General features: G+C 47.7%; 20 protein-coding genes. 15 read left to right on the top strand and 5 right to left on the bottom strand.

Annotated elements, in window-relative coordinates:
* The first annotated feature begins 60 nt into the window (after positions 1-60).
* Genes O59_RS08265 through O59_RS08245 form a run of 5 tightly spaced genes read left to right on the top strand, consistent with a single transcriptional unit; the run spans position 61 to position 5,562 of the window.
* The gene (locus O59_RS08265; RefSeq protein ID WP_007641463.1) at positions 61-1,692 is read left to right on the top strand and encodes a peptide ABC transporter substrate-binding protein; all 1,632 of its coding nucleotides are present in this window, start codon (positions 61-63) and stop codon (positions 1,690-1,692) included.
* The gene (locus tag O59_RS08260) at positions 1,692-2,627 is read left to right on the top strand and encodes an ABC transporter permease (RefSeq protein WP_007641461.1); all 936 of its coding nucleotides are present in this window, start codon (positions 1,692-1,694) and stop codon (positions 2,625-2,627) included. The genes O59_RS08265 and O59_RS08260 overlap by 1 nt, the downstream gene beginning before the upstream one ends.
* On the top strand, positions 2,627-3,517 hold the full coding sequence (locus tag O59_RS08255; protein WP_007641459.1) for an ABC transporter permease: 891 nt from the start codon (positions 2,627-2,629) through the stop codon (positions 3,515-3,517). The genes O59_RS08260 and O59_RS08255 overlap by 1 nt, the downstream gene beginning before the upstream one ends.
* A gap of 3 nt (positions 3,518-3,520) precedes the next feature.
* Positions 3,521-5,134 (top strand): ABC transporter ATP-binding protein, encoded by a 1,614-nt coding sequence (locus tag O59_RS08250; protein WP_007641457.1) that lies wholly within the window; start codon positions 3,521-3,523, stop codon positions 5,132-5,134.
* 17 nt (positions 5,135-5,151) lie between these two features.
* Positions 5,152-5,562, top strand: coding sequence for a hypothetical protein (locus tag O59_RS08245; protein ID WP_191966439.1), 411 nt, complete (start codon positions 5,152-5,154; stop codon positions 5,560-5,562).
* A 74-nt stretch (positions 5,563-5,636) separates the two neighbouring features.
* Here the strand turns inward: O59_RS08245 and lpxH are convergent, their stop codons facing one another.
* Together lpxH and O59_RS08235 are read right to left on the bottom strand one after the other, a co-directional pair.
* The gene (lpxH, locus tag O59_RS08240) at positions 5,637-6,359 is read right to left on the bottom strand and encodes a UDP-2,3-diacylglucosamine diphosphatase (RefSeq protein ID WP_007641452.1); all 723 of its coding nucleotides are present in this window, start codon (positions 6,357-6,359) and stop codon (positions 5,637-5,639) included.
* A 1-nt stretch (position 6,360) separates the two neighbouring features.
* Entirely contained in the window at positions 6,361-6,855 is a 495-nt protein-coding gene (locus O59_RS08235) for a peptidylprolyl isomerase (RefSeq protein WP_007641451.1), read from the bottom strand.
* 111 nt (positions 6,856-6,966) lie between these two features.
* Here O59_RS08235 and tmk point away from each other — a divergent pair, with 111 nt between their 5' ends.
* Positions 6,967-7,590 carry a dTMP kinase gene (gene tmk, locus O59_RS08230; protein ID WP_007641450.1) on the top strand — a complete coding sequence of 208 codons (624 nt, stop codon included), beginning with the start codon at positions 6,967-6,969 and terminating at the stop codon, positions 7,588-7,590.
* 28 nt (positions 7,591-7,618) lie between these two features.
* On the opposite strand, the gene O59_RS08225 is transcribed toward tmk, so the two are convergent.
* A complete protein-coding gene (locus O59_RS08225; RefSeq protein WP_007641449.1) occupies positions 7,619-8,257 on the bottom strand; it encodes a pseudouridine synthase in 639 nt (212 codons plus the stop codon).
* A gap of 96 nt (positions 8,258-8,353) precedes the next feature.
* Between O59_RS08225 and O59_RS08220 the strand changes: the two genes are divergently transcribed.
* The 4 genes from O59_RS08220 to O59_RS08205 all read left to right on the top strand — a co-directional run bounded on the left by O59_RS08220 (position 8,354) and on the right by O59_RS08205 (position 11,348).
* Positions 8,354-9,379 carry a DNA polymerase III subunit delta' gene (locus O59_RS08220; RefSeq protein ID WP_007641448.1) on the top strand — a complete coding sequence of 342 codons (1,026 nt, stop codon included), beginning with the start codon at positions 8,354-8,356 and terminating at the stop codon, positions 9,377-9,379.
* A 70-nt stretch (positions 9,380-9,449) separates the two neighbouring features.
* Entirely contained in the window at positions 9,450-9,803 is a 354-nt protein-coding gene (locus O59_RS08215) for a PilZ domain-containing protein (protein ID WP_007641447.1), read from the top strand.
* An 80-nt stretch (positions 9,804-9,883) separates the two neighbouring features.
* Positions 9,884-10,675 carry a TatD family hydrolase gene (locus O59_RS08210; protein WP_007641445.1) on the top strand — a complete coding sequence of 264 codons (792 nt, stop codon included), beginning with the start codon at positions 9,884-9,886 and terminating at the stop codon, positions 10,673-10,675.
* 55 nt (positions 10,676-10,730) lie between these two features.
* On the top strand, positions 10,731-11,348 hold the full coding sequence (locus O59_RS08205) for a dUTP diphosphatase (RefSeq protein WP_007641444.1): 618 nt from the start codon (positions 10,731-10,733) through the stop codon (positions 11,346-11,348).
* Here the strand turns inward: O59_RS08205 and O59_RS21375 are convergent.
* Entirely contained in the window at positions 11,302-11,691 is a 390-nt protein-coding gene (locus O59_RS21375) for a YkgJ family cysteine cluster protein (RefSeq protein ID WP_081489671.1), read from the bottom strand. The genes O59_RS08205 and O59_RS21375 overlap by 47 nt on opposite strands.
* A gap of 261 nt (positions 11,692-11,952) precedes the next feature.
* On the opposite strand from O59_RS21375, the gene O59_RS08200 reads away from it, so the two are divergent.
* Positions 11,953-13,419: a dihydrolipoyl dehydrogenase gene (locus O59_RS08200; protein ID WP_007641442.1), complete on the top strand. Its 1,467-nt coding sequence runs from the start codon at positions 11,953-11,955 to the stop codon at positions 13,417-13,419.
* 181 nt (positions 13,420-13,600) lie between these two features.
* Complete coding sequence (locus tag O59_RS08195; protein ID WP_007641441.1) at positions 13,601-14,584, top strand: malate dehydrogenase; 984 nt, start codon at positions 13,601-13,603, stop codon at positions 14,582-14,584.
* Positions 14,585-14,655: 71 nt separating this feature from the next.
* On the opposite strand, the gene O59_RS08190 is transcribed toward O59_RS08195, so the two are convergent.
* Positions 14,656-15,585, bottom strand: a complete 930-nt coding sequence (locus tag O59_RS08190; protein ID WP_157152513.1) for a D-hexose-6-phosphate mutarotase — start codon at positions 15,583-15,585, stop codon at positions 14,656-14,658.
* 143 nt (positions 15,586-15,728) lie between these two features.
* Between O59_RS08190 and rapA the strand changes: the two genes are divergently transcribed.
* The 3 genes from rapA to O59_RS08175 all read left to right on the top strand — a co-directional run bounded on the left by rapA (position 15,729) and on the right by O59_RS08175 (position 19,874).
* Entirely contained in the window at positions 15,729-18,710 is a 2,982-nt protein-coding gene (gene rapA, locus O59_RS08185; RefSeq protein ID WP_007641439.1) for an RNA polymerase-associated protein RapA, read from the top strand.
* Between the two features lie 24 nt (positions 18,711-18,734).
* Positions 18,735-19,016 carry a hypothetical protein gene (locus O59_RS08180; RefSeq protein WP_007641438.1) on the top strand — a complete coding sequence of 94 codons (282 nt, stop codon included), beginning with the start codon at positions 18,735-18,737 and terminating at the stop codon, positions 19,014-19,016.
* A 99-nt stretch (positions 19,017-19,115) separates the two neighbouring features.
* The gene (locus O59_RS08175) at positions 19,116-19,874 is read left to right on the top strand and encodes a hypothetical protein (protein ID WP_007641437.1); all 759 of its coding nucleotides are present in this window, start codon (positions 19,116-19,118) and stop codon (positions 19,872-19,874) included.
* Positions 19,875-19,876: the final 2 nt, after the last annotated feature.

Genomic DNA, 19,876 nt, shown 5'->3' with positions numbered 1-19,876 from the left:
CCGCACTGCAACCCCAGTGCGGGCTTTGTGGTTCATGCCTTACTTGACATTGGTTTTCTTATGAAATCTGCATTAAAAGTTTATCTTGTGATCGCCTTGAGTCTTTCTTTATTGTCATGCGGTGATCGGAAAACGTTGGTTGATATTGGTACGGAACAACAAATACTTCACATAGGGAATGGCACTGAGCCCGCCGAAATTGACCCCCATACAACGACAGGTATGCCTGAATACCATTTGCAAATGGCCTTATTTGAAGGCTTGGTTTCTAAACATCCTGAAACATTGGAAATTGTGCCTGCGGTTGCCGAACGATGGAGCATTTCTGAAGATGGTTTGGTGTATACCTTTCATATTCGCCCAACTGCAAAATGGTCAAATGGTGAGGCATTAGTTGCTGAGGATTTTGTTTTGTCTTGGCAGCGCGCGCTTTCAGTGGCTTTGGGTAATCAGTATGCCAGTATGCTTTACAGCATTAAAAATGCTGAAGCCTACCATTCAGGAAAGATTACAAATTTTTCTGAGGTTGGGGTGACGGCAATTGATGAACATACATTGCAGGTCATTTTGGAAAACCCTACACCCTACTTTTTACAAATATTGGACCACCATAGTGCTTATCCTGTCCATGTGCCTACGCTGCTCAAATATGGTCGCATGGATGAAGCCGCCACACGCTGGACGCGCCCCGAAAATTTTGTAGGTAATGGTCCTTTTATTATCGAAGAATGGACTCCGGGAAAAGTGTTTTCCGTTGTACGTAACAATAATTATTGGGATTCTTCTACCGTTAAGATAAATAAAATTAATTTCTATCCTATCGATCAAGCATTGGTTGAAGAGCGGATGTTCAAAGCAGGGCAGTTGCATAAAACTGAAACTATGCCCAGTACTAAAATTGAGCGCTATCGCGAGAAAAATTCTGCTCAATACAAAGGGAATTTATATTTCGGTACTTATTATTATGCGTTTAACGTGACACAAAAGCCTCTAAATGACGTGCGTGTGCGCAAGGCACTTGCTTACACAGTTGATCGCGAGGCTATAACTAAAAATGTTACTCGCGGCGGGCAGTTGCCTACGTATGCACTCACACCGCCTGATACATTGGGCTATACACCTAATGCTAAAATGACCTATGACATTGAATTGGCGCGGAAGCTACTGGCTGAGGCAGGCTATCCCGATGGAAAAGGTTTCCCTAAATTAGAATTGGTTTATAACACCAGTCAGGATCACCAGAAAATTGCAGTTGCCATTCAACAAATGTGGAAGAAAGCGTTGAATATTGATGTCTCGTTGCAAAATCAGGAGTGGAAGGTTTTTTTGAGCAATCAACAATTGCTCAATTTTCAAATTGGCCGACGAGGTTGGATCGGTGATTACATAGACCCGTACACCTTTCTTGAGCTGTTTATGACTGGCGGTGGGAATAACAATACTGGATGGGGTAATGCACGCTACGATGAGCTCATGCGCCTTTCAACATCCGCTAAATCTCGCGATGAGCGTTATGCCTATTTTCAAGAAGCCGAACAAATTCTTGTGGATGAAGCGCCAATTCTTCCCATCTACAACTACACCACTAATTATTTACTCTCGGAAGATGTAAAAGGTTATTTCCCCAATACTATGGATTATCACCCCTACAAATATATGTATTTGGAAGCCAGCAATAAGGGGGGCGAATAATGTTGCGATTTATTATTCAGCGCAGCCTACAAGCCATTCCCGTTTTGTTGCTGGTGGCAACAGTCACTTTTTTTATGATCAGAATGGCTCCCGGAGGCCCTTTTGATGCAGAGCGCGCAGTACCTCCAGAAGTACTTAAACATTTAAACGAGCGCTATCACCTTGATGATCCCTTATGGAAGCAGTATTTAGATTACATGGGTAATTTACTGCAGGGGGATTTTGGCCCTTCTTTTAAATATCCAACCCATACCGTAAATGACTTAATTGCAGCGGGTTTTCCCGCCACGGCGGAGCTATCGCTTTATGCAATTTTGTTTGCACTAGTGGTGGGGCTTGCAGCCGGTATTTTTGCATCTTTAAAAAGCAATACGCTGCAAGATTACATTCCCATGTCTGCTGCAATGATTGGTATTTGTATGCCGACTTTTGTACTTGGGCCAATACTTTTATTGGTATTTGGAATCTGGTTGGGATGGTTGCCAGTAGCCGGTTGGGGGCAAATTGCGGGTGATAAAATTCTTCCCTCCATCACGTTGGGTTTTGCTTATGCAGCTTATATAGCGCGTATCAGTCGTGGTGGCATGCTGGATGTGTTGTCGCAGGATTATATTCGCACCGCAAAAGCCAAGGGTTTATCGACGGCGCGTATCGTATTTGTACATGCGCTGCGCGGGGGCATTACACCGGTTATTTCATTTCTCGGGCCAGCCATTGCGGGTTTGCTCGCTGGGTCATTTGTGGTTGAGTCTATTTTTCAAATTCCGGGGCTTGGGCGTTTTTATGTCATGGCGGCATTTAATCGCGATTACACGTTAATTCTCGGCCTAACCATTTTCTTCGCTTTTCTTATTGTGCTGTTTAATTTGCTGGCCGATATTGCGTTGGTCTGGTTAAACCCAAAAGTGCGTCAGGATCTTGGGGGTAAACAATAATGCCGGTTAATAGCTTGCCAGTTGAATTACTGGAATCAGAAAAAGGGCGCTCTCTCACCCAGGATGCAATCGCCCGGCTCAAAAAAAATAAAATGGCAATGATTGGTCTGTTTGTCATTTTGTTTATGGTGGTTATCGCACTACTTACGCCGTGGATCGCGCCTTACAGTTATGAAGAGCAAAATTTGGATCTCGGTGCTTCTGCTCCATCCGCGGCGCATTGGTTGGGTACGGATACACTCGGACGCGATCAACTCACGCGCATTATGTACGGCAGCCGCATTTCATTGATGGTGGGCTTTATTGCAACGGCAGTCGCACTTACGATTGGTGTGCTCTGGGGCGCAATCGCCGGTTTTATTGGTGGCCGTGTTGATGCCGTGATGATGCGTATTGTCGATGCACTTTATGCCTTGCCGTTTACCATTTTTATTATTTTACTTACCGTCATTTTTGGTAGCAGTATGTTGCTATTGTTTTTGGCGATTGGTGCTGTTGAGTGGTTGACCATGGCGCGTATTGTGCGCGGGCAAGTGCTTAGCATTAAGCGACAAGAATTTGTTGAGGCGGCAATCTCCATGGGTTTATCGCCATGGCGGATTATCACTCGCCACTTAATTCCCAATGTGCTCGGGCCAGTCATCGTATACACCACACTGACTATTCCCAGTGTGATTTTGTTGGAATCATTTCTTAGCTTTTTAGGTCTCGGTATTCAACCACCAGCCAGTTCCTGGGGGTCATTAATTTCTGGCGGTGTGGAGACTATGGAGGAATATCCATGGTTACTTATCTTTCCCGGTTTAGTGCTAACTATCACGCTATTTTCTCTCAACTTCCTCGGTGATGGTTTGCGTGATGCGCTTGACCCACGAGCCTCCAAGGATTAAGTCATGAGCCAAGAAACATTATTAGCGGTTGAAAATTTGCGCGTGGTATTTAATACCCGCAATGGGCAAACAGTAGCGGTTGAAAATCTACATTTCTCACTCAAGGCCGGTGAAGTGCTGGGTATAGTGGGCGAGTCGGGTTCAGGTAAATCTGTAGCCTGTTATAGCTTGCTGGGGCTCATTCCTATGCCACCGGGAAAAATTGAATCTGGTCGTGCGTTATTTCATGGACAAGATCTGTTGCAAATGAGCGAAGCCGAGTTGCGTCAAGTTCGCGGCAATAAAATCGCCATGATTTTTCAAGATCCAATGACCTGTCTTAATCCAAACATGCGCATTGCGGATCAACTAACCGAAGTGTTATTGCAACATAAAGGGGTAAGTAAACAGCAGGCGCTTGAAAAGGCGATTGCTACGCTGCATGAAGTAGGTATTCAAGATGCAGCCAAACGTATACACGAATATCCGCACCAATTTTCCGGCGGTATGCGCCAACGCGTCATGATTGCGATGGCGTTATTGGCTGAGCCGGAGTTGTTAATTGCCGATGAACCAACCACGGCGCTGGATGTTACGGTACAAGCGCAAATTCTCACCCTCATAAAACAACTGCAACAAACACGCAAGTTGGCAGTTATTTTTATCACCCATGATTTGGGCGTGGCTGCGCAAATGGCTGATCATGTATTGGTGATGGAAAAGGGTAAGCTGGTAGAGCAGGGTACTGCAGTGGGAATCTTTAAAAATCCTACACAGGAATATACGCGCAAATTATTGAGTGCAGTGCTGACTACCGCCAAACCGGTTCCAAGTGCTGTGCAACCGAATGAAGCGCCACTGCTGGAAATTAAAAAATTACAGGTTGGATTTCCTCACAGAGTTGGTGCTATTTTCAGAAGAGTAACTCGCTTTGCGCGCGGTGTGGATGATGTGAGCATTACTATTCGCCGTGGAGAAATTTTGGGTTTGGTGGGTGAATCCGGCTCAGGGAAATCAACCTTGGGGCGCAGTATTATTCGCTTGGTGGATGCGCAATCCGGGGAGATTGTGTTTAACGGTAAAAATCTTCTTGCTGCAACTGAAGTGGATTTCAGTAGTGTCCGCCCCCAAATTCAAATGATCTTTCAAGACCCCTATGCATCGCTTAATCCGCGTATGACGGTATTTGATACTTTGGCTGAACCACTGTTAGTGCATAAGCTGGCCACTCAGGCCACCGTGCTTGAAAAAGTAAAAGAGTTAATGGATGACGTCGGGCTGGATCGTCGGTTTATTCGCAAATACCCCCATGAGTTTTCCGGCGGTCAGCGTCAGCGTATCGCTATCGCTCGTGCTATTGCATTAAAACCGCGCTTGATTATTGCCGATGAGCCAGTCTCGGCACTCGATGTGACTATTCGTGCACAAATTCTCGCCCTGTTATTGGAGCTAACTCAAAAACACAATTTAACCATGTTGTTTATTTCCCACGACATGTCGGTGGTGCGTTACTTGTGTGACAGGGTAGTTGTAATGCAGAAAGGTAAGTTGATAGAGGAAGGTGAAACAGAGCAATTGTTTGCATCGCCACAGCAAGAATACACCCGTCACTTACTAGCAGCGATTCCAACGTTATAGACCTGAAAGGATTTTTTATGAATCAGCCAGACGATAAACCCCAAGTTCCCGCTCCACAAACGAATAGTCCACAGAATGTGAATACACCAAAAACTGCATCACGCTCTGTTAATTGGCCGCTCGGTTTGGCTATTGTTGTGATTGGTGGCTTGTTGTTGGCGCGCAACCTGGGCTATGAATTATTCTTTTTGGATTTTCACAACTGGTGGGCATTTTTTATTTTGCTTGCTGCCATTGGGCCGCTACAGCAGGCATTTAGTTTTTATCGCAAAGAGGGGCTGGGCGTTGCTGTAGCCAACTCACTGGTATCAGCGGGAACAATTGTGTTTGTCGCGCTGATGTTTCTGCTGGATCTTTCATTTTGGACTTGGTGGCCGCTGTTTGTAATTGTTGCTGGGCTTTACATGATGACAAGTCGCAGCCGTTAAACTTTCAACCAGAGTGGTTGTGAGACCTTTTGCTTAAAAGGCTTGGTTATTTAAAGCTACAATAAATTAGTTTTTTAAATCTCCCAGTTTTTTAGTTCCATACCATTGCTGTCGGCCCTGATGCACCAGGCAAAATCATGCCAATCGCCCAGTACAATGCGCTCTGCAGGACGGTTGTTAGCCAACAGCTTATGGCGTGCAGGGCGGTGAGTGTGGCCGTGAATCATAACTTGTACTTTTGCCTCTTCCATCTGTTTAACTACTTCGGCCGGTGTTACATCCATTATATCTGCCGCTTTCAGGCTATTCATACTTTGACTTTTATCACGCAGTTGCGCTGCTAACGCACGGCGTGCGGCAAGTGGCTGCGCAAGCACTTGTTGTTGCCATTGTGCGCTGCGAACCATTGCTCGAAATGCTTGGTAATCTTTATCGTCGGTGCAGAGCGCATCGCCATGAACCAGTAGCGTTGCTGTGCCATATAAATCAATAACGGTGCCTTCGGGGATAATTATCATGCCCGATTTTTTGGCGTAGCTATCGCCTAATAAAAAATCCCGGTTGCCATGCATAAAATAAATCGTGACGCCATTCCGGGTAAGTGCAAGTAATTCATTCGCTACTTGTTGGGGAAGCTCAGCGTCATCATCGTCGCCAATCCAGGCGTCAAAAAAATCACCAAGGATATAAAGTGCTTCGGCGTTAATTGCTTGTGTATGCAAAAAATGAAAAAACGCCCGCGTGATCTGCGGGCGTGATTCGTGGAGATGTAAATCTGAAATAAACAGTGTGTACATATTATTCAGCGATAGTGGCGCTTTGAATAATAACGGCTTCTTTAGGTACGTCTTGATGGAAACCTTTGCTGCCAGTTTTTACACCTTTGATTTTGTTGACCACGTCCATGCCATTAACAACTTTACCAAACACACAGTAGCCCCAACCGGATGCATTTTTGCCTGAGTGATTGAGGAAGCTGTTGTCTTTTACGTTAATAAAGAATTGCGCGGTGGCGCTGTGCGGATCATTGGTGCGCGCCATAGCCAAAGTGCCGGTCAGGTTTTGCAGGCCATTGTCAGCTTCGTTCTGAATCATTTCACGGGTTTCTTTTTGTTGAAAATCTTCCGTAAAACCGCCACCTTGGATCATAAAGCCATCAATGACACGATGAAAAATAGTGCCGTTATAAAAGCCTTCTTCTACATATTGTTTAAAGTTGGCTGCGGTCTTGGGCGCTTTATCAAAATCCAGTTCAATAACGATATCGCCGTAGTTAGTGTGTAATGTGATCATGGTGAATCTCCCTTGAGATTTAGAGGGTGGTGCTGGAAAAAGCCGGTATGATACGCGCTCCCCCAAGGGGAAGGAATGCGTAAGTTATTAAATTTAAGATCAGAGAGAGTTATGCAACGCGGCAAATTTCTTACTATAGAAGGCACCGAAGGTGTCGGGAAGAGTACCAACCTGGCCTTTGTGCGCGATTGGTTGGAGGCCAAGGGTATTGAGGTAATTGTTACCCGCGAACCCGGCGGTACACCTTTGGCAGAACAGATTCGCCACCTATTGCTTAGCAAACGTGATGAGCCAGTGGATGAGACGGCAGAACTCTTGCTGGTATTTGCCGCCCGTGCCCAGCATTTGGCACAGGTGATTAAGCCGGCGCTTGCGCGCGGTGCATGGGTATTGAGTGATCGTTTTACCGATGCGACCTACGCTTATCAGGGCGGTGGGCGCGGCTTGAGTAAATCAACCATCGACCAGCTTGAGCAGCTGGTGCAGGGAGATTTACGGCCTGATTTAACCTTAATTCTGGATATAGACGTCCAGCTTGGGCTGGATCGCGCTCGTCAGCGCGGTGAGTTGGATCGATTTGAGAGCGAAACTATCGTCTTTTTTGAGCGAGTTCGCGCCGCTTATCGCCAGCGCGCTTTGGCGGCACCAGAGTGCTACGCCTTGGTGGATGCGGGACAACCCCTGAGTGAAGTTCAAACTGATATAGATAAAGTGCTATCGGCGCTGCTGAATTAACTTCTTGCCCCGGTGTGTTAACAAGAAACTAAAACGCAGCTGGAGCTTCCACTCGTAATGGATTGCCGGTGATAGGGTGGTCAAACCATAGCTCCTGGGCGTGAAGCAACAGGCGCGGAGATTTGGCGAGTACATCGGCGGGTGCATAAAGTCCATCGCCCAGCATTGGGTGCCCAAGGCTCAGCATGTGCACGCGCAACTGATGGGTTCGTCCACTAACTGGTTCAAGCAGGACGCGAGTGGTATTGGTGTCGCTATGGCGCTCTAGTACTTTGTAACGGGTATGGGCTGATTTGCCACTTTCAAAACACACTTTTTGCAACGGGCGATTGGGCCAATCGCAAATCAGCGGCAGCGTTATCTCGCCCTCATCCTCGGCCACCAATCCCTCGACTACTGCCACATAACGCTTGTGAATATCGCGTGCCTCAAACTTATGGGTAAGGTTTTTCAACGTGAGGTAATTGAGGGGGAACATCACAATACCGGATGTACCTTGGTCCAACCTATGCACCACGCGGGCGTTAGGGTTGAATTTCAGTGCGCGATTGTAAAGGCAGTCTTGCTTATCAGGGCCTTTACCGGGTACGCAGAGCAGCCCTGCCGGCTTGTTCGCAATGAGCAAATCCTCGTCAAGGTAGAGAATGTCGAGCTGGGAATCGGTCATTGGCTGGCCTGAGGCTGAATTAAGCGGGCGCGGATTATCGCAAATTTGCTAAGCTTGCCCAATCTTTTATTCGTTTTGCTATTTTCGAGTAGTTTCATGAGTGATTTCCCGATTCATCCTTACCCTTGGCAATTACCTGAGTGGCAGCAGTTGGTGCAGCAACATACCGCCCGAAAGCTGCCTCATGCCATGATGTTTGCCGGGCCGCGCGGCATTGGTAAGCGTCATTTGGCCGATGCCTTGGCGCAGCTTTTGTTGTGCGATGCGCCCATTGAAGGCACTGTCTGTGGCAAATGCCGCGGCTGTGAATTGAATAAAGCCCATACCCATCCGGATCTGGTTTGGTTGGAGCCAGAAGAAGCGGGGAAGGCAATCAAGGTTGACCAGGTGCGTGAGTTAACCGAATCGCTCAGTAAAACTGCCCAGCAGGGCGGTTATAAAGTGGTCATTATCGAACCTGCTGAGGCGATGAATGGCAATGCGGCTAACGCGCTATTGAAATCTTTGGAAGAGCCGGCAGCAAATACCTTGCTGGTATTAATTGCGCACAGCCCCAGCGCAGTGCTGCCCACCATCCGCAGTCGCTGCCAATTGCGTAAATTTCCCATGCCGCGCAGCGAGCAGGTTATTCGTTGGTTATCACCGTTGTTGGTCGGCAGCAATGCCACACCAGAAAGCCTTTTGGCGGCGGCGCGTGGGTCGCCTTTAACTGCGCTGGCGTTGCTGCAGGGGGATGCACTGGAGCAGCGTGAACAGACACTACAATTATTTACCCGCTTAAGTTTAGGGCAGGTGTCGGCGATAGAGGTGGCTGCCCAATGGCACGGCGGTGATGTACAAGGGCTGGTGGAATGGTTGCTCAGTTTGCTGCATAGCATAGCTCGCTGGAAAGCTGGAGCTGATGATGCGCAAATGCAGCACACACCGGTAGAGCTGCGCGAACGATTAAACCATCTGAATTTACCGCTGTTGCATCGCTATGTTGAAAAATTAATGCTCTCCAAAAGGCAACTTCTCAGCGGTGCAAACCCCAATAAGCAATTGTTATTAGAGGAATTATTGCTCGATTGGGGTGCCTTATTGCGCGCCAGCACGAATCGCGCAATGGCGTCTGGACACTAGTCAGCTAATCTATTAGTGTTCGATCTCATTGGCGCTCGTGTAGTTAAAAAAACGACAAACAGGATCAGTTATGCAACCGATTGGTGGTGGTGCCCGCAACGGCATACTTTCGTTAACGATCAAAGACAAGGCCGTACTTTATGCCGCATACATGCCATTCGTAAAAAATGGCGGCATGTTTATCCCGACTAACAAGACCTATAAATTGGGCGACGAAGTATTTATGTTGCTGAGTTTAATGGATGAGCCGGAGAAGATTCCGGTTGCCGGCAAAGTCGTCTGGGTAACACCAAAAGGTGCCCAGGGAAACCGGGCGGCGGGAATCGGTGTGCAGTTTAGCGATCAGGATAATACTGCTATCAACAAAATCGAAAATTACCTCGCTGGCATGCTCAGTTCAGACAAACCTACGCATACCATGTAAAATTCTTTACTCTTGATATGCGCAAAGCCAGGTCATGCCTGGCTTTGCTATTTTTATCGCCCGTACTTCTGTGAGTTGCCATGTTAATTGATTCCCACTGCCACCTTGATCGCCTAAAGCTTGATCCCTATGGCGGCGATTTAAGTGCTGCTATTGCCTCCGCCCATGAGCGCGGTATTCAACAAATGTTATGTATCGGTATTAGTTTGGAGAACATCCAAACGGTGATTGATATTGCTCAGGCGCATCCACGTGTAGTCGCGTCAGTTGGTGTTCATCCCTGTGATGTGAAAGAAGGGGCGGCAACTGCAGAGCAATTAATCAATTGGGCATCACAACCCAAAGTGGTTGCGCTAGGTGAAACGGGTTTGGACTATCACTACGAAACCGAAAGTAAAGATATCCAGCACGAAAGTTTTGCGTTGCATTTGAGCGTTGGTAAACAAATTGGTCTGCCCATTGTGGTGCATACCCGCGAAGCCAAAGCCGATACCCTTGCCTTGATTAAAACGCACGGCAGCCTTGAACACAGCGGTGTGCTGCATTGTTTCACCGAAGATTGGGATATGGCCAAAGCCGCGCTGGATCTGAATTACTATATTTCGATTTCCGGTATTGTCACGTTCAAAACGGCTGAACAAATCCGTGATGTGGTGCGCAATATGCCAATCGATCGGTTGTTGGTGGAAACGGATTCGCCGTACCTCGCTCCAATTCCTTATCGCGGCAAACCTAACGAGCCGAAATACGTGCGCGAAGTTGCGCAGTTTGTGGCAGATGTACGCGGAATTCCGCTGCAAGAACTTGCGGAAAAAACTACCGAAAATTTTTATCGTTTGTTTGGTAAAGCGAAACAGTATTTGCCAGCTTAAAAACTCCGTCGTCATCCTCGCGTAGCGGGGATCCAGCTTTTAAAAGAGAAACAACATGAACGCCCAACAAATTAAAATCATGCTCGAACTGCAAGATGCCATGAATACCAAGGTGAATGCCAATTGGAAACAACAAGGCTATGAATGGTATCGCGCCATATGGGTGGAGTGTGCCGAGTTGATGGATCATTACGGTTGGAAATGGTGGAAAAAACAATCGCCCGATACCGAGCAAGTGGCATTAGAGCTGATTGATATCTGGCACTTTGGCTTGAGTATTTTGCTGCAGTCCGGCGCCGCTGTAGACGACATTGTTGCGCGCCTGCAAGGCGAGTTAGTTATTGCGACAGATGAACAAGATTTCCGTCTTGATTTGGAAAAGTTTGTCGCTGCTACTTTAGCCTATCGCCAATTTCACATCGGTTTATTCGCACGCTTAATGGCAGGTGTGGATATGAGTTTTGAGCAGCTCTACCGCGGTTACGTCGGTAAAAATGTACTCAATTTCTTCCGTCAGGATCACGGTTATAAAGACGGCAGCTACCGCAAACACTGGCATGATGGCCGGGAAGATAACGAGCATTTGGTCGAAGCTGTGCTCAGTTTGGACGCGACCAAAGTTGAGTTCAAAGACGAGTTATATCAAGCATTGGCTCTGCGCTATCAACAGTAAAACTTGATGAAGGATGCACTGGAGGCAATCCATGACGCGCACGCGCACGCGTGCAGGCTTCGTTTGGTTTGCCTTCTTCATCCAAAATATTAAATTCGCGGCAAGTGCTTGAGCGATTTTCATAAATACTACAGCTAACCGCTGAACCCACATTCCCTGTCAATGCAGTACAGCGAGCAGGATTAGTTTCTGTTCCCTTCATACAGGCATGGTGCGGACTGATCTGTACTGTCAGTTCATCAGGGACCAGACCGCCTGTGCTCTGACATTCACCCCAATAAAAAGACACGCGAAAGTGGGCACAGCAAGCCCCACAGCTAAGGCACGGCGATTCCTGACTCATTTAAATTCACACAAAGGGTTTTTAGGTAGGGAGAATCCCTGACTGCTCAAGAGAACTCTTGATGGGTGCTGATTGTGCTGCATCGGTTGAAATTTTCAAGTGGTTAAGGAAGCTTTATTTTTGCTCATTGAATCACCATTCGGCACTTGGCGTTTTTGTCGCTGTTAAATAGGGAGTGAATCACATGATTGGTTAACGATTGAAACCAAATCTCGTTTGATCCGTCAGATCCATACAGTTTGTAAAAAAGGAGTAAAGGGTATGACTGCACGTAAAGTTGATATTGCAATTATTGGCGCAGGTACAGCAGGGTTAAGTGCTTATCGCGCCGCCAAAAAATACACCGATAACCTTGTGCTTATTGAGGCGGCCCAACATGGAACCACCTGCGCTCGAGTCGGGTGTATGCCAAGTAAATTGCTGATTGCAGCTGCTGAGTATGCCCATCATGGTCAGCAAGGCGATATTTTTGGTGTGAGTTATGCGCCTCCGGTTATTAATGGCGCGGCGGTAATGCAGCGAGTGCGTAGGGAGCGTGATAGATTTGTAAATTCTGTCATTGAATCCGTTGATGAGTTTCCTGACAACCACAAACTTAATGGTTATGCAAAATTTATCTCGCCAACAGAATTAGAGGTAACACAAACAGGTGGCAACAGCATAAAAGTAGATGCAGCGCGCATTATTATCGCGACGGGTTCTTCGCCATTCATTCCCAATTTTCTAACAACTGCTGGGAAACGCGTAGTAACAAGTGACGATCTTTTTGAATGGCAGGATTTGCCATCATCAATTGCAATTTTTGGCCCGGGCGTCATTGGTTTGGAGCTTGGTCAAGCATTAAGTCGATTAGGTGTCAGGGTAGTACTTTTTGGTCGGAGTGGTGAGCTTGCAGTAATTCAGGATGCGGCTATCAGTCACTATGCCGATATAGAATTTAATCGCGAGTTTTATTTGGACCTGAATGCGGAAATTAAAACTGTTCGGGAAGAAAAAAATGCCATAGCGATTGAGTATCGCCATCGCGAAAAAGGCATGATTGAAGAAACGTTTAATTATGTATTAGCAGCAACAGGTCGTCGTCCGAATATCGAAGGGCTGGCACTGGAAAATTCGGGCCTGGAATTGGATGGCAAGGGGGCTCCTCTTTATAACCGCTACACCGGCCAATGTGGAAACTCCTCTATTTATATTGCCGGTGATGCTTCTAGCGATGTTCCTTTGTTGCATGAGGCGGCGGATGAAGGGCGCATCGCCGGTGGGAATGCCGGCCGCTCTTTACGCAACCCGGATGACATTCGCGCTGGTACTCGCCGCACGCCGTTGAGTATTGTGTTTACGGATCCGCAAATCGCCAGTGTTGGGCAGAATCTGGAATCCGTGAGGAAAAATTGTAGTAATTGTTATGCCATCGGTGAAGTCAGTTTTGAGAATCAGGGACGAGCCACCGTCATCAATAAAAACCGCGGGTTATTGCGTGTGTATGGCGAGCAGGGGAGTGGGTTACTGCTGGGGGCTGAAATGTTTGGTCCGGCGGCAGAGCATATTGCACACCAACTGGCATGGGTTATCCAGTTGCGGTTAACAGTGCAAGAGGTGTTAGAGCTGCCGTTTTATCATCCCGTTCTTGAGGAGGGGGTGCGAACAGCGTTACGCGATTTACATCAAAAATTGCACATGGGTAGTGCAACGGGGAATTCCTGCCTGGATTGTGGGCCCGGTGCTTGAGTGGGTGGCAGGGTGTAAATATCCAGTTAATCTCGCGAATCTCTCTCATTTAGTGTGATTCTTGGGGTGAATTTTTTACCCAAATGCCTATAATGCTCGCCCGTCTTATCAGTAAAACCCAGGCACACAATGCCGAACTTTCGTTTCCTTCCAATATCACCCGAATAAATGGAGTCTCATCGTGAAAGCACCTGTAAGAGTTACCGTCACTGGCGCCGCAGGCCAAATCAGCTACTCATTGTTGTTCCGCATTGCCGCTGGCGACATGTTAGGTAAAGATCAACCCGTTATCCTGCAATTGCTGGAAATCACCCCGGCACTGAAAGCGCTGCAAGGTGTAGCCATGGAATTGGACGACTGTGCATTCCCATTGTTGGCTGGCATTGTGACCACTGATGATCCAACTGTAGCTTTCAAAGATACTGATTACGCGCTGTTGGTAGGGGCACGTCCACGCGGCCCAGGTATGGAGCGTAAAGATTTGCTGGCCGCTAACGCCGCAATCTTCTCGGTGCAAGGCAAGGCAATCAATGACCATGCCTCACGCAACATCAAAGTATTGGTAGTTGGCAACCCCGCAAACACCAATGCCCTGATCGCCCAGCGCAACGCGCCGGACATCAACCCACGTCAATTTACTGCAATGACCCGTTTGGATCACAACCGTGCGCTGTCACAGTTGGCGACCAAAACCGGCACCAGCATCAACAACATTACCAAGGCATTGATCTGGGGCAACCACTCATCTACCCAATACCCAGACCTGCACAACACTTTGGTTGATGGCAAACCAGCACTGAGCTTGGTAGATCAAGCTTGGTACGAAGCAGATTACATCCCAACCGTACAACAACGTGGTGCTGCCATTATTGCTGCGCGCGGTGCTTCGTCGGCTGCTTCTGCTGCTAACGCAGCAATCAACCACATCCGCGATTGGGCGTTGGGTACTCCAGCAAACGATTGGACCAGCATGGGTGTATACAGCGACGGCTCTTACGGCATTGAAAAAGGCCTGATCTACTCATTCCCCGTTGTGTGCAAAAACGGTGACTGGGAAATCGTGCAAGGTTTGGATATCAATGAATTCTCGCGCGCTCGCATGACCGCTACCGAGAAAGAATTGCAAGAAGAACGCGATGCGGTGAAAGAGTTGTTGCCTGCGTAATTAGCAATTAACTAAAAAAAATGCCGCTGTTTTGCGAAAAACAGCGGCATTTTTTTATGGGCACTTAATAATTAAACTTGTTTGAATTCCATCCACGCACTTTTGCTGGTGCCAGCGGTTAAGTGCCATTTTTCACTGAGCGCCGCGCCGCGCTCAACGCAGATATAAAACTGCTCCTGACCTTCGCCAATATCGGCAATTTTCGCGGCGGCTTCCTGACCAGGATTCCACACTACAACGCTGGGGCAATCGCTGTGAGTGATTTCAATGGAAGGCGAGCCACTGATGCGAACGCTGTTATCGATAGCGGGATAAACGCGATCTACGGGTCCAGTAAAACTGACATCACCAGATTGATGTTTTGCTGCGTAGTTTTCAAAGTTGTCTAAATAAGTACGCTCAGCCAAGCCGAGCACCTGCACATCAGTTAGCGAGCTGATGCGATGGTAGTTGTGCATAGCCCAGCTGCAGTCAAAGTCTTCGGTGTCGGTATTGTTGATAGTTAATTCAAGTTTGGCGCTGGTCCCCAGTGTGATACGCAATTCGGCGGAAAAATCGTAAGGGAACAATTCATTCGCGTCGCTCAGGAATAAAAATTCCAGCTCAACAGCGCCATCACTCAACAGGTGCGCTTCCCCCAATTCCCAAAAGCTATTGCGGGCAAATCCATGTTTGGGTTTGTCCGGGTAGGCTTGATTGACCCCAAACCAAGGCAGGCACAGTGGAACACCGCCGCGCAGAGCGACGCCGGGGGTAAAGTCGCAATTGGGGCTCAGCCAGAGTAGAGGGTCGCCCTCGGTGGTTTTAAATTCGAGTAAATGGGCACCTTGCAGGGATATAACTGCACTGCACAGGGCGGTTTCCACGATGAGAAGTGGCAAGCCTGCGCCCATGGCATTGGGGTAGTGCGCATTGCTAGTGGTGAGACGTAAAAAGTCGGTTTTGGCAACGAGTTGTTCAAGGCGCTGGGTGCTTGCGGCATCGGGTGTATTAATGTGCATGGAGGCTACCATTCAGGTGACAAGTGGCTTGGATTCTATAGAAAACTGCGCCAGCTCACAGCCAAATTTTTTGGTTTTGTGGCCTCTAAAACAGTATGATGCGCGCCTTTTCGATAATTCTGATTTTGTAAGTAGGTATTTGCGTGAGTAGAACCAGGTTTACGGGTGAAGCGGCTTTTGTAATAGGCCAACGCTGGATAAGTGAGTCAGAGGCAGATTTGGGGTTGGGCATAGTCCTGGACGTGGCCAATCGTCGTTTAACCTTGAGTTTCCCCGCTGCGGGCGAGCGTCGCACCTATGCGATGGATAATGCACCGGTAAGCCGGGTTAAGTATGAAGTGGGTGAAAAAGTTCGCCATCAGGACGGTACTAAAATTCAGATCACCCGCATCGTGGAGCAGGCCGGTTGCTTGATGTATATCGGGCTCACCAAAGACGACGAAGAGTTTGCTATTCCCGAATTTGAATTGGATAGTTTTGTTCAGTTCAGCACGCCACGCGATCGTTTATTTGCCGGTCAAATCGATAAACACACCCACTTTACATTGCGCTACCAAACACTTCACTACCAAAACCAGCATCGTCAATCACCTATGTTTGGCTTGGCAGGGCCGCGTGTGCAACTGTTGCCGCATCAGTTATATATCGCCAGTGAAGTCTCCCAGCGTCATGCGCCACGGGTATTGTTGGCCGATGAAGTGGGCTTGGGTAAAACTATTGAAGCAGGCTTGATTTTGCATCAACAAATCATGAGTGGTCGCGTACAGCGTGCCTTGATTGTGGTGCCCGCGAGTTTGCAACACCAGTGGCTGGTGGAGATGTTACGTCGCTTTAATTTTGCGTTCACGCTGCTGGATGAAGCCCGTTGTAATGCACTGGTCGGGTTGGATAGCGTGGAAGAGTCGGTGGATTATATCGATGACTTTGTCGATGTTGATTTTAAAGGTGATGACAAAGAGGGCTTCGAGCAGCAAGCGGATATTAGCAATCCATTTGAAACAGCGCAGTTGGTGATTTGCTCGCTCGATTTCCTTACCAAAAATAATTATCGCTACGAGCAGGCTGTTGCCGCCGAATGGGATTTGTTGTTGGTGGATGAAGCGCATCACCTGCAATGGAGCGAAAAGAAACCAAGCAAGGCTTATACTTGTATTGAAGGCTTGGCGCAAAAATCCAAAGGTTTATTGCTGCTCACGGCAACACCGGAACAATTGGGCCTGGAAAGCCATTTCGCCCGTTTGCGTTTACTTGACCCGGATCGCTATTACGATTTGGGAAAATTTATTGCCGAACAAAAAGCTTATCACCCACTGAATGACTTGGTGCAGGAGTTATTAAAAGCACAGAGCGATAGCGCGCAAAAAATCCCTGCCAGTTTAGTAAAATCACTTGGTGATTATTTACCTGCCGAGACGATTGTAGAGTTGCAAGCTCAGGCGGAAAGCCAAACTCTTGGTGCGGCGATTGACACCGCGATCCACTATTTGTTGGATCGCCATGGCACCGGCCGCGTACTATTCCGCAATACGCGTAACTCAGTCACCGGGTTCCCCGAACGCCAATTACATGCGCACGCTTTAACCTTGACTGAGGATGACTTGTTTGCCGTGCAAGCCCAACCATTAGCTGTGCAAATTTGTGCTGAGCAATATTGGCAACAAAAAACCGAAGCTGATTGGTGGGTGCAAGACCCACGCGTAATTTGGTTGGCGGAATGGTTGCGCCAAAATCGCCGCAAAAAAGTATTGGTGATTTGCGCCAACGCGGATTCCGCTCAGTCTATCGAAGAATATTTGCGCTTGCGCAAAGGTCTCACTACCGCCGTGTTCCATGAAGGTTTGAACCTGATTGAGCGCGACCGTGCCGCGGCTTATTTTGCGGAAGCGGAAGATGGCGCTCAGGTACTGATTTGTTCGGAGATTGGGAGTGAAGGGCGTAATTTCCAATTCGCTCAAGACCTGGTGCTGTTTGATTTACCTACCAACCCCGATTTATTGGAGCAGCGTATTGGTCGTTTGGATCGTATCGGCCAAACCGCCACCGTCAATATTCATGTGCCTTACTACCAACACTCGGCGCAAGAAAAATTACTCGATTGGTATCATCAAGGTTTAAATGCCTTTGAAAAAACCTGCGCCATAGGGCAGGCGGCCTATGTGCAATTTGTTGATGTCCTTTTGCCCGCGCTAGTGAATAAAGATGAAAATACTTTCGCACAGCTAGTTGAAGAAACTCGCATTTTTTCCGCTGCCTTGGTTGCGCAACTGCAGCAAGGGCGCGATCGTTTACTGGAGTTAAATTCCTGCAAACCTGCGCAAGCCGCTGAATTGGTAGCTGCTTTGGCTGAAAACGATGTGAATGCCGCGCTGCCGATTTATATGGAACAGGTGTTTGATAGTTTTGGTATCGACTATGAAAAACACAGTGAAAAAAGTTTGGTATTGCATCCTAGCGATCACATGCGTATTGAGCAATTCCCGGGTTTACCCGAGGGTGGTCTGACCGTTACTTACGACCGCCAGCAGGCGCTGTCGCGCGAGGACATGCAGTTCTTGACTTGGGAGCACCCCTTGGTGCGCGGCGCTCAGGATCTGGTATCGCTCAGTGAATTTGGTAATACCGCGTTTTGTACCCTGAAGTTGCCGCCGTTAAAGCCCGGTACACTGATGCTGGAAGCCTTGTTTGTATTGCATTGCCCAGCGCCTGCTGAATTGCAGTTATTCCGCTATATGCCACAATCCTTATTACGGGTATTGCTGGATGATAAGGGCAAGGACTTATCGAATGTGCTGGGCATTACCCAATTGAGTAAGCTCCTGCAAAAAGTGCCACGGAATAATGCGCAAGATCTGGTGCGTCACGCCCGCCCAACCTTGACGACCATGGTGCAAAAGGCGGAAGAAATTACTCATGCCAAACAGGCTGAGTTGATTGCAGAAGCGCAAGCAAAAGTCAGTGAGCAATTAAATGGTGAGCTGGCGCGGATGAAAGCGCTTAAAGCGGTGAACCCAAATGTTCGTCAGGAAGAGATTGATTATTTGGCGCAGCGCTTAGCGGCCAGTCAACACTTTTTGGCGCAGGCGAAAATCCGCCTGGATGCACTGCGTGTGGTCATGACGATTTGATTTTATAAAAACAGGATAAAAATTATGTATATCTTCTCTGCTAATGGCCGCGCCAAGCGTGCATTTGACGATATCAAAGAAGGGCAGATGGTCCCTTTTATTGTGTACATCAACTTTAAGGATTTATTCGGTGCTGAACACTTATGCAAACTGTATTTGATGCGTGCAGGTTTTATGGAAATCCAAATCGAAAACCGTAAGCTGGTGCCGAGTAATTTGACTAGTGATCTACGTGTCATTGCGGCCGACAAGGCAATGGCTGAAGCGCTAAAAGATGGCTATATGATTCAAATGTTTGACGAGTAACTTGGCTTTCTGTTTGTGTTGCAATGGTTAATAGTTGAACTTTAGATTTACCGGTGAGTCTAGATTCGATCTTGTTCTATCGAATCCAGGCTCACAAGTATGTTGGCTGATCCCACTTATGTCAGGGAAGTTGATCTTTCCCGCTTCGCAAACTCCATTGCAGAGTTAGACGCCCACCCTCGTTCCTATTCCTCCATCCGCTATTTATTGGTTGGCCTGTTTTTTTCTGCATTGCTGCATGGTTTCTTATTTTTTTGGCAAATCGATAGTCCTATGATCGATAGCTCTGTGCTACCCCAATCTGCTCCGCGTATTTATCTCACACTGAACCCAATTGACGTTAAACCGAAAGAAGATATTTTATCGTCAGCTCAACCAGAAAAACCTGTAACTACCAGCGATCTTGCACCGGTATCCGTATCGCCCGCAACCCTTCCGGAAGCTGCAATCAGCAGCGATGAATTGCCGTTACCAGTAGAACAAGCGCGAATGATCACCACCTTATCGCGCGATGAAATGCAGGAAATCTACCCTGAGCGCACATCAACAATAGCTCCACAATTGAAGGGTAGTATTGCCGAGAACGTGTTTAACCCTGCATTGCGTGAACGTCTTATGACAGAAGAAAACAGGCCGGATTTACAGCGAGCGGATACTGGCCCTAAAACCCATATGGATCCATCCGGTGCTACCGTTGTCGAGTTGGGAAATGGAAAGTGTTTACGCTCATCTGCTTTGACTAAAGTGGGGGAGGCGCAAAACTGGTACATGACAAGTTGTGGTGGAAAATCTGAATCTGAACGAATGATGGAGCGGATAAATGATCAGGTAAATGGAAAGTTGCGGTTTGACGAGTAGGG

Origin of the sequence: Cellvibrio sp. BR (assembly GCF_000263355.1) — a bacterium.
Lineage (GTDB): Bacteria > Pseudomonadota > Gammaproteobacteria > Pseudomonadales > Cellvibrionaceae > Cellvibrio.
This window is presented reverse-complemented; position numbering and strand designations above follow the sequence as displayed.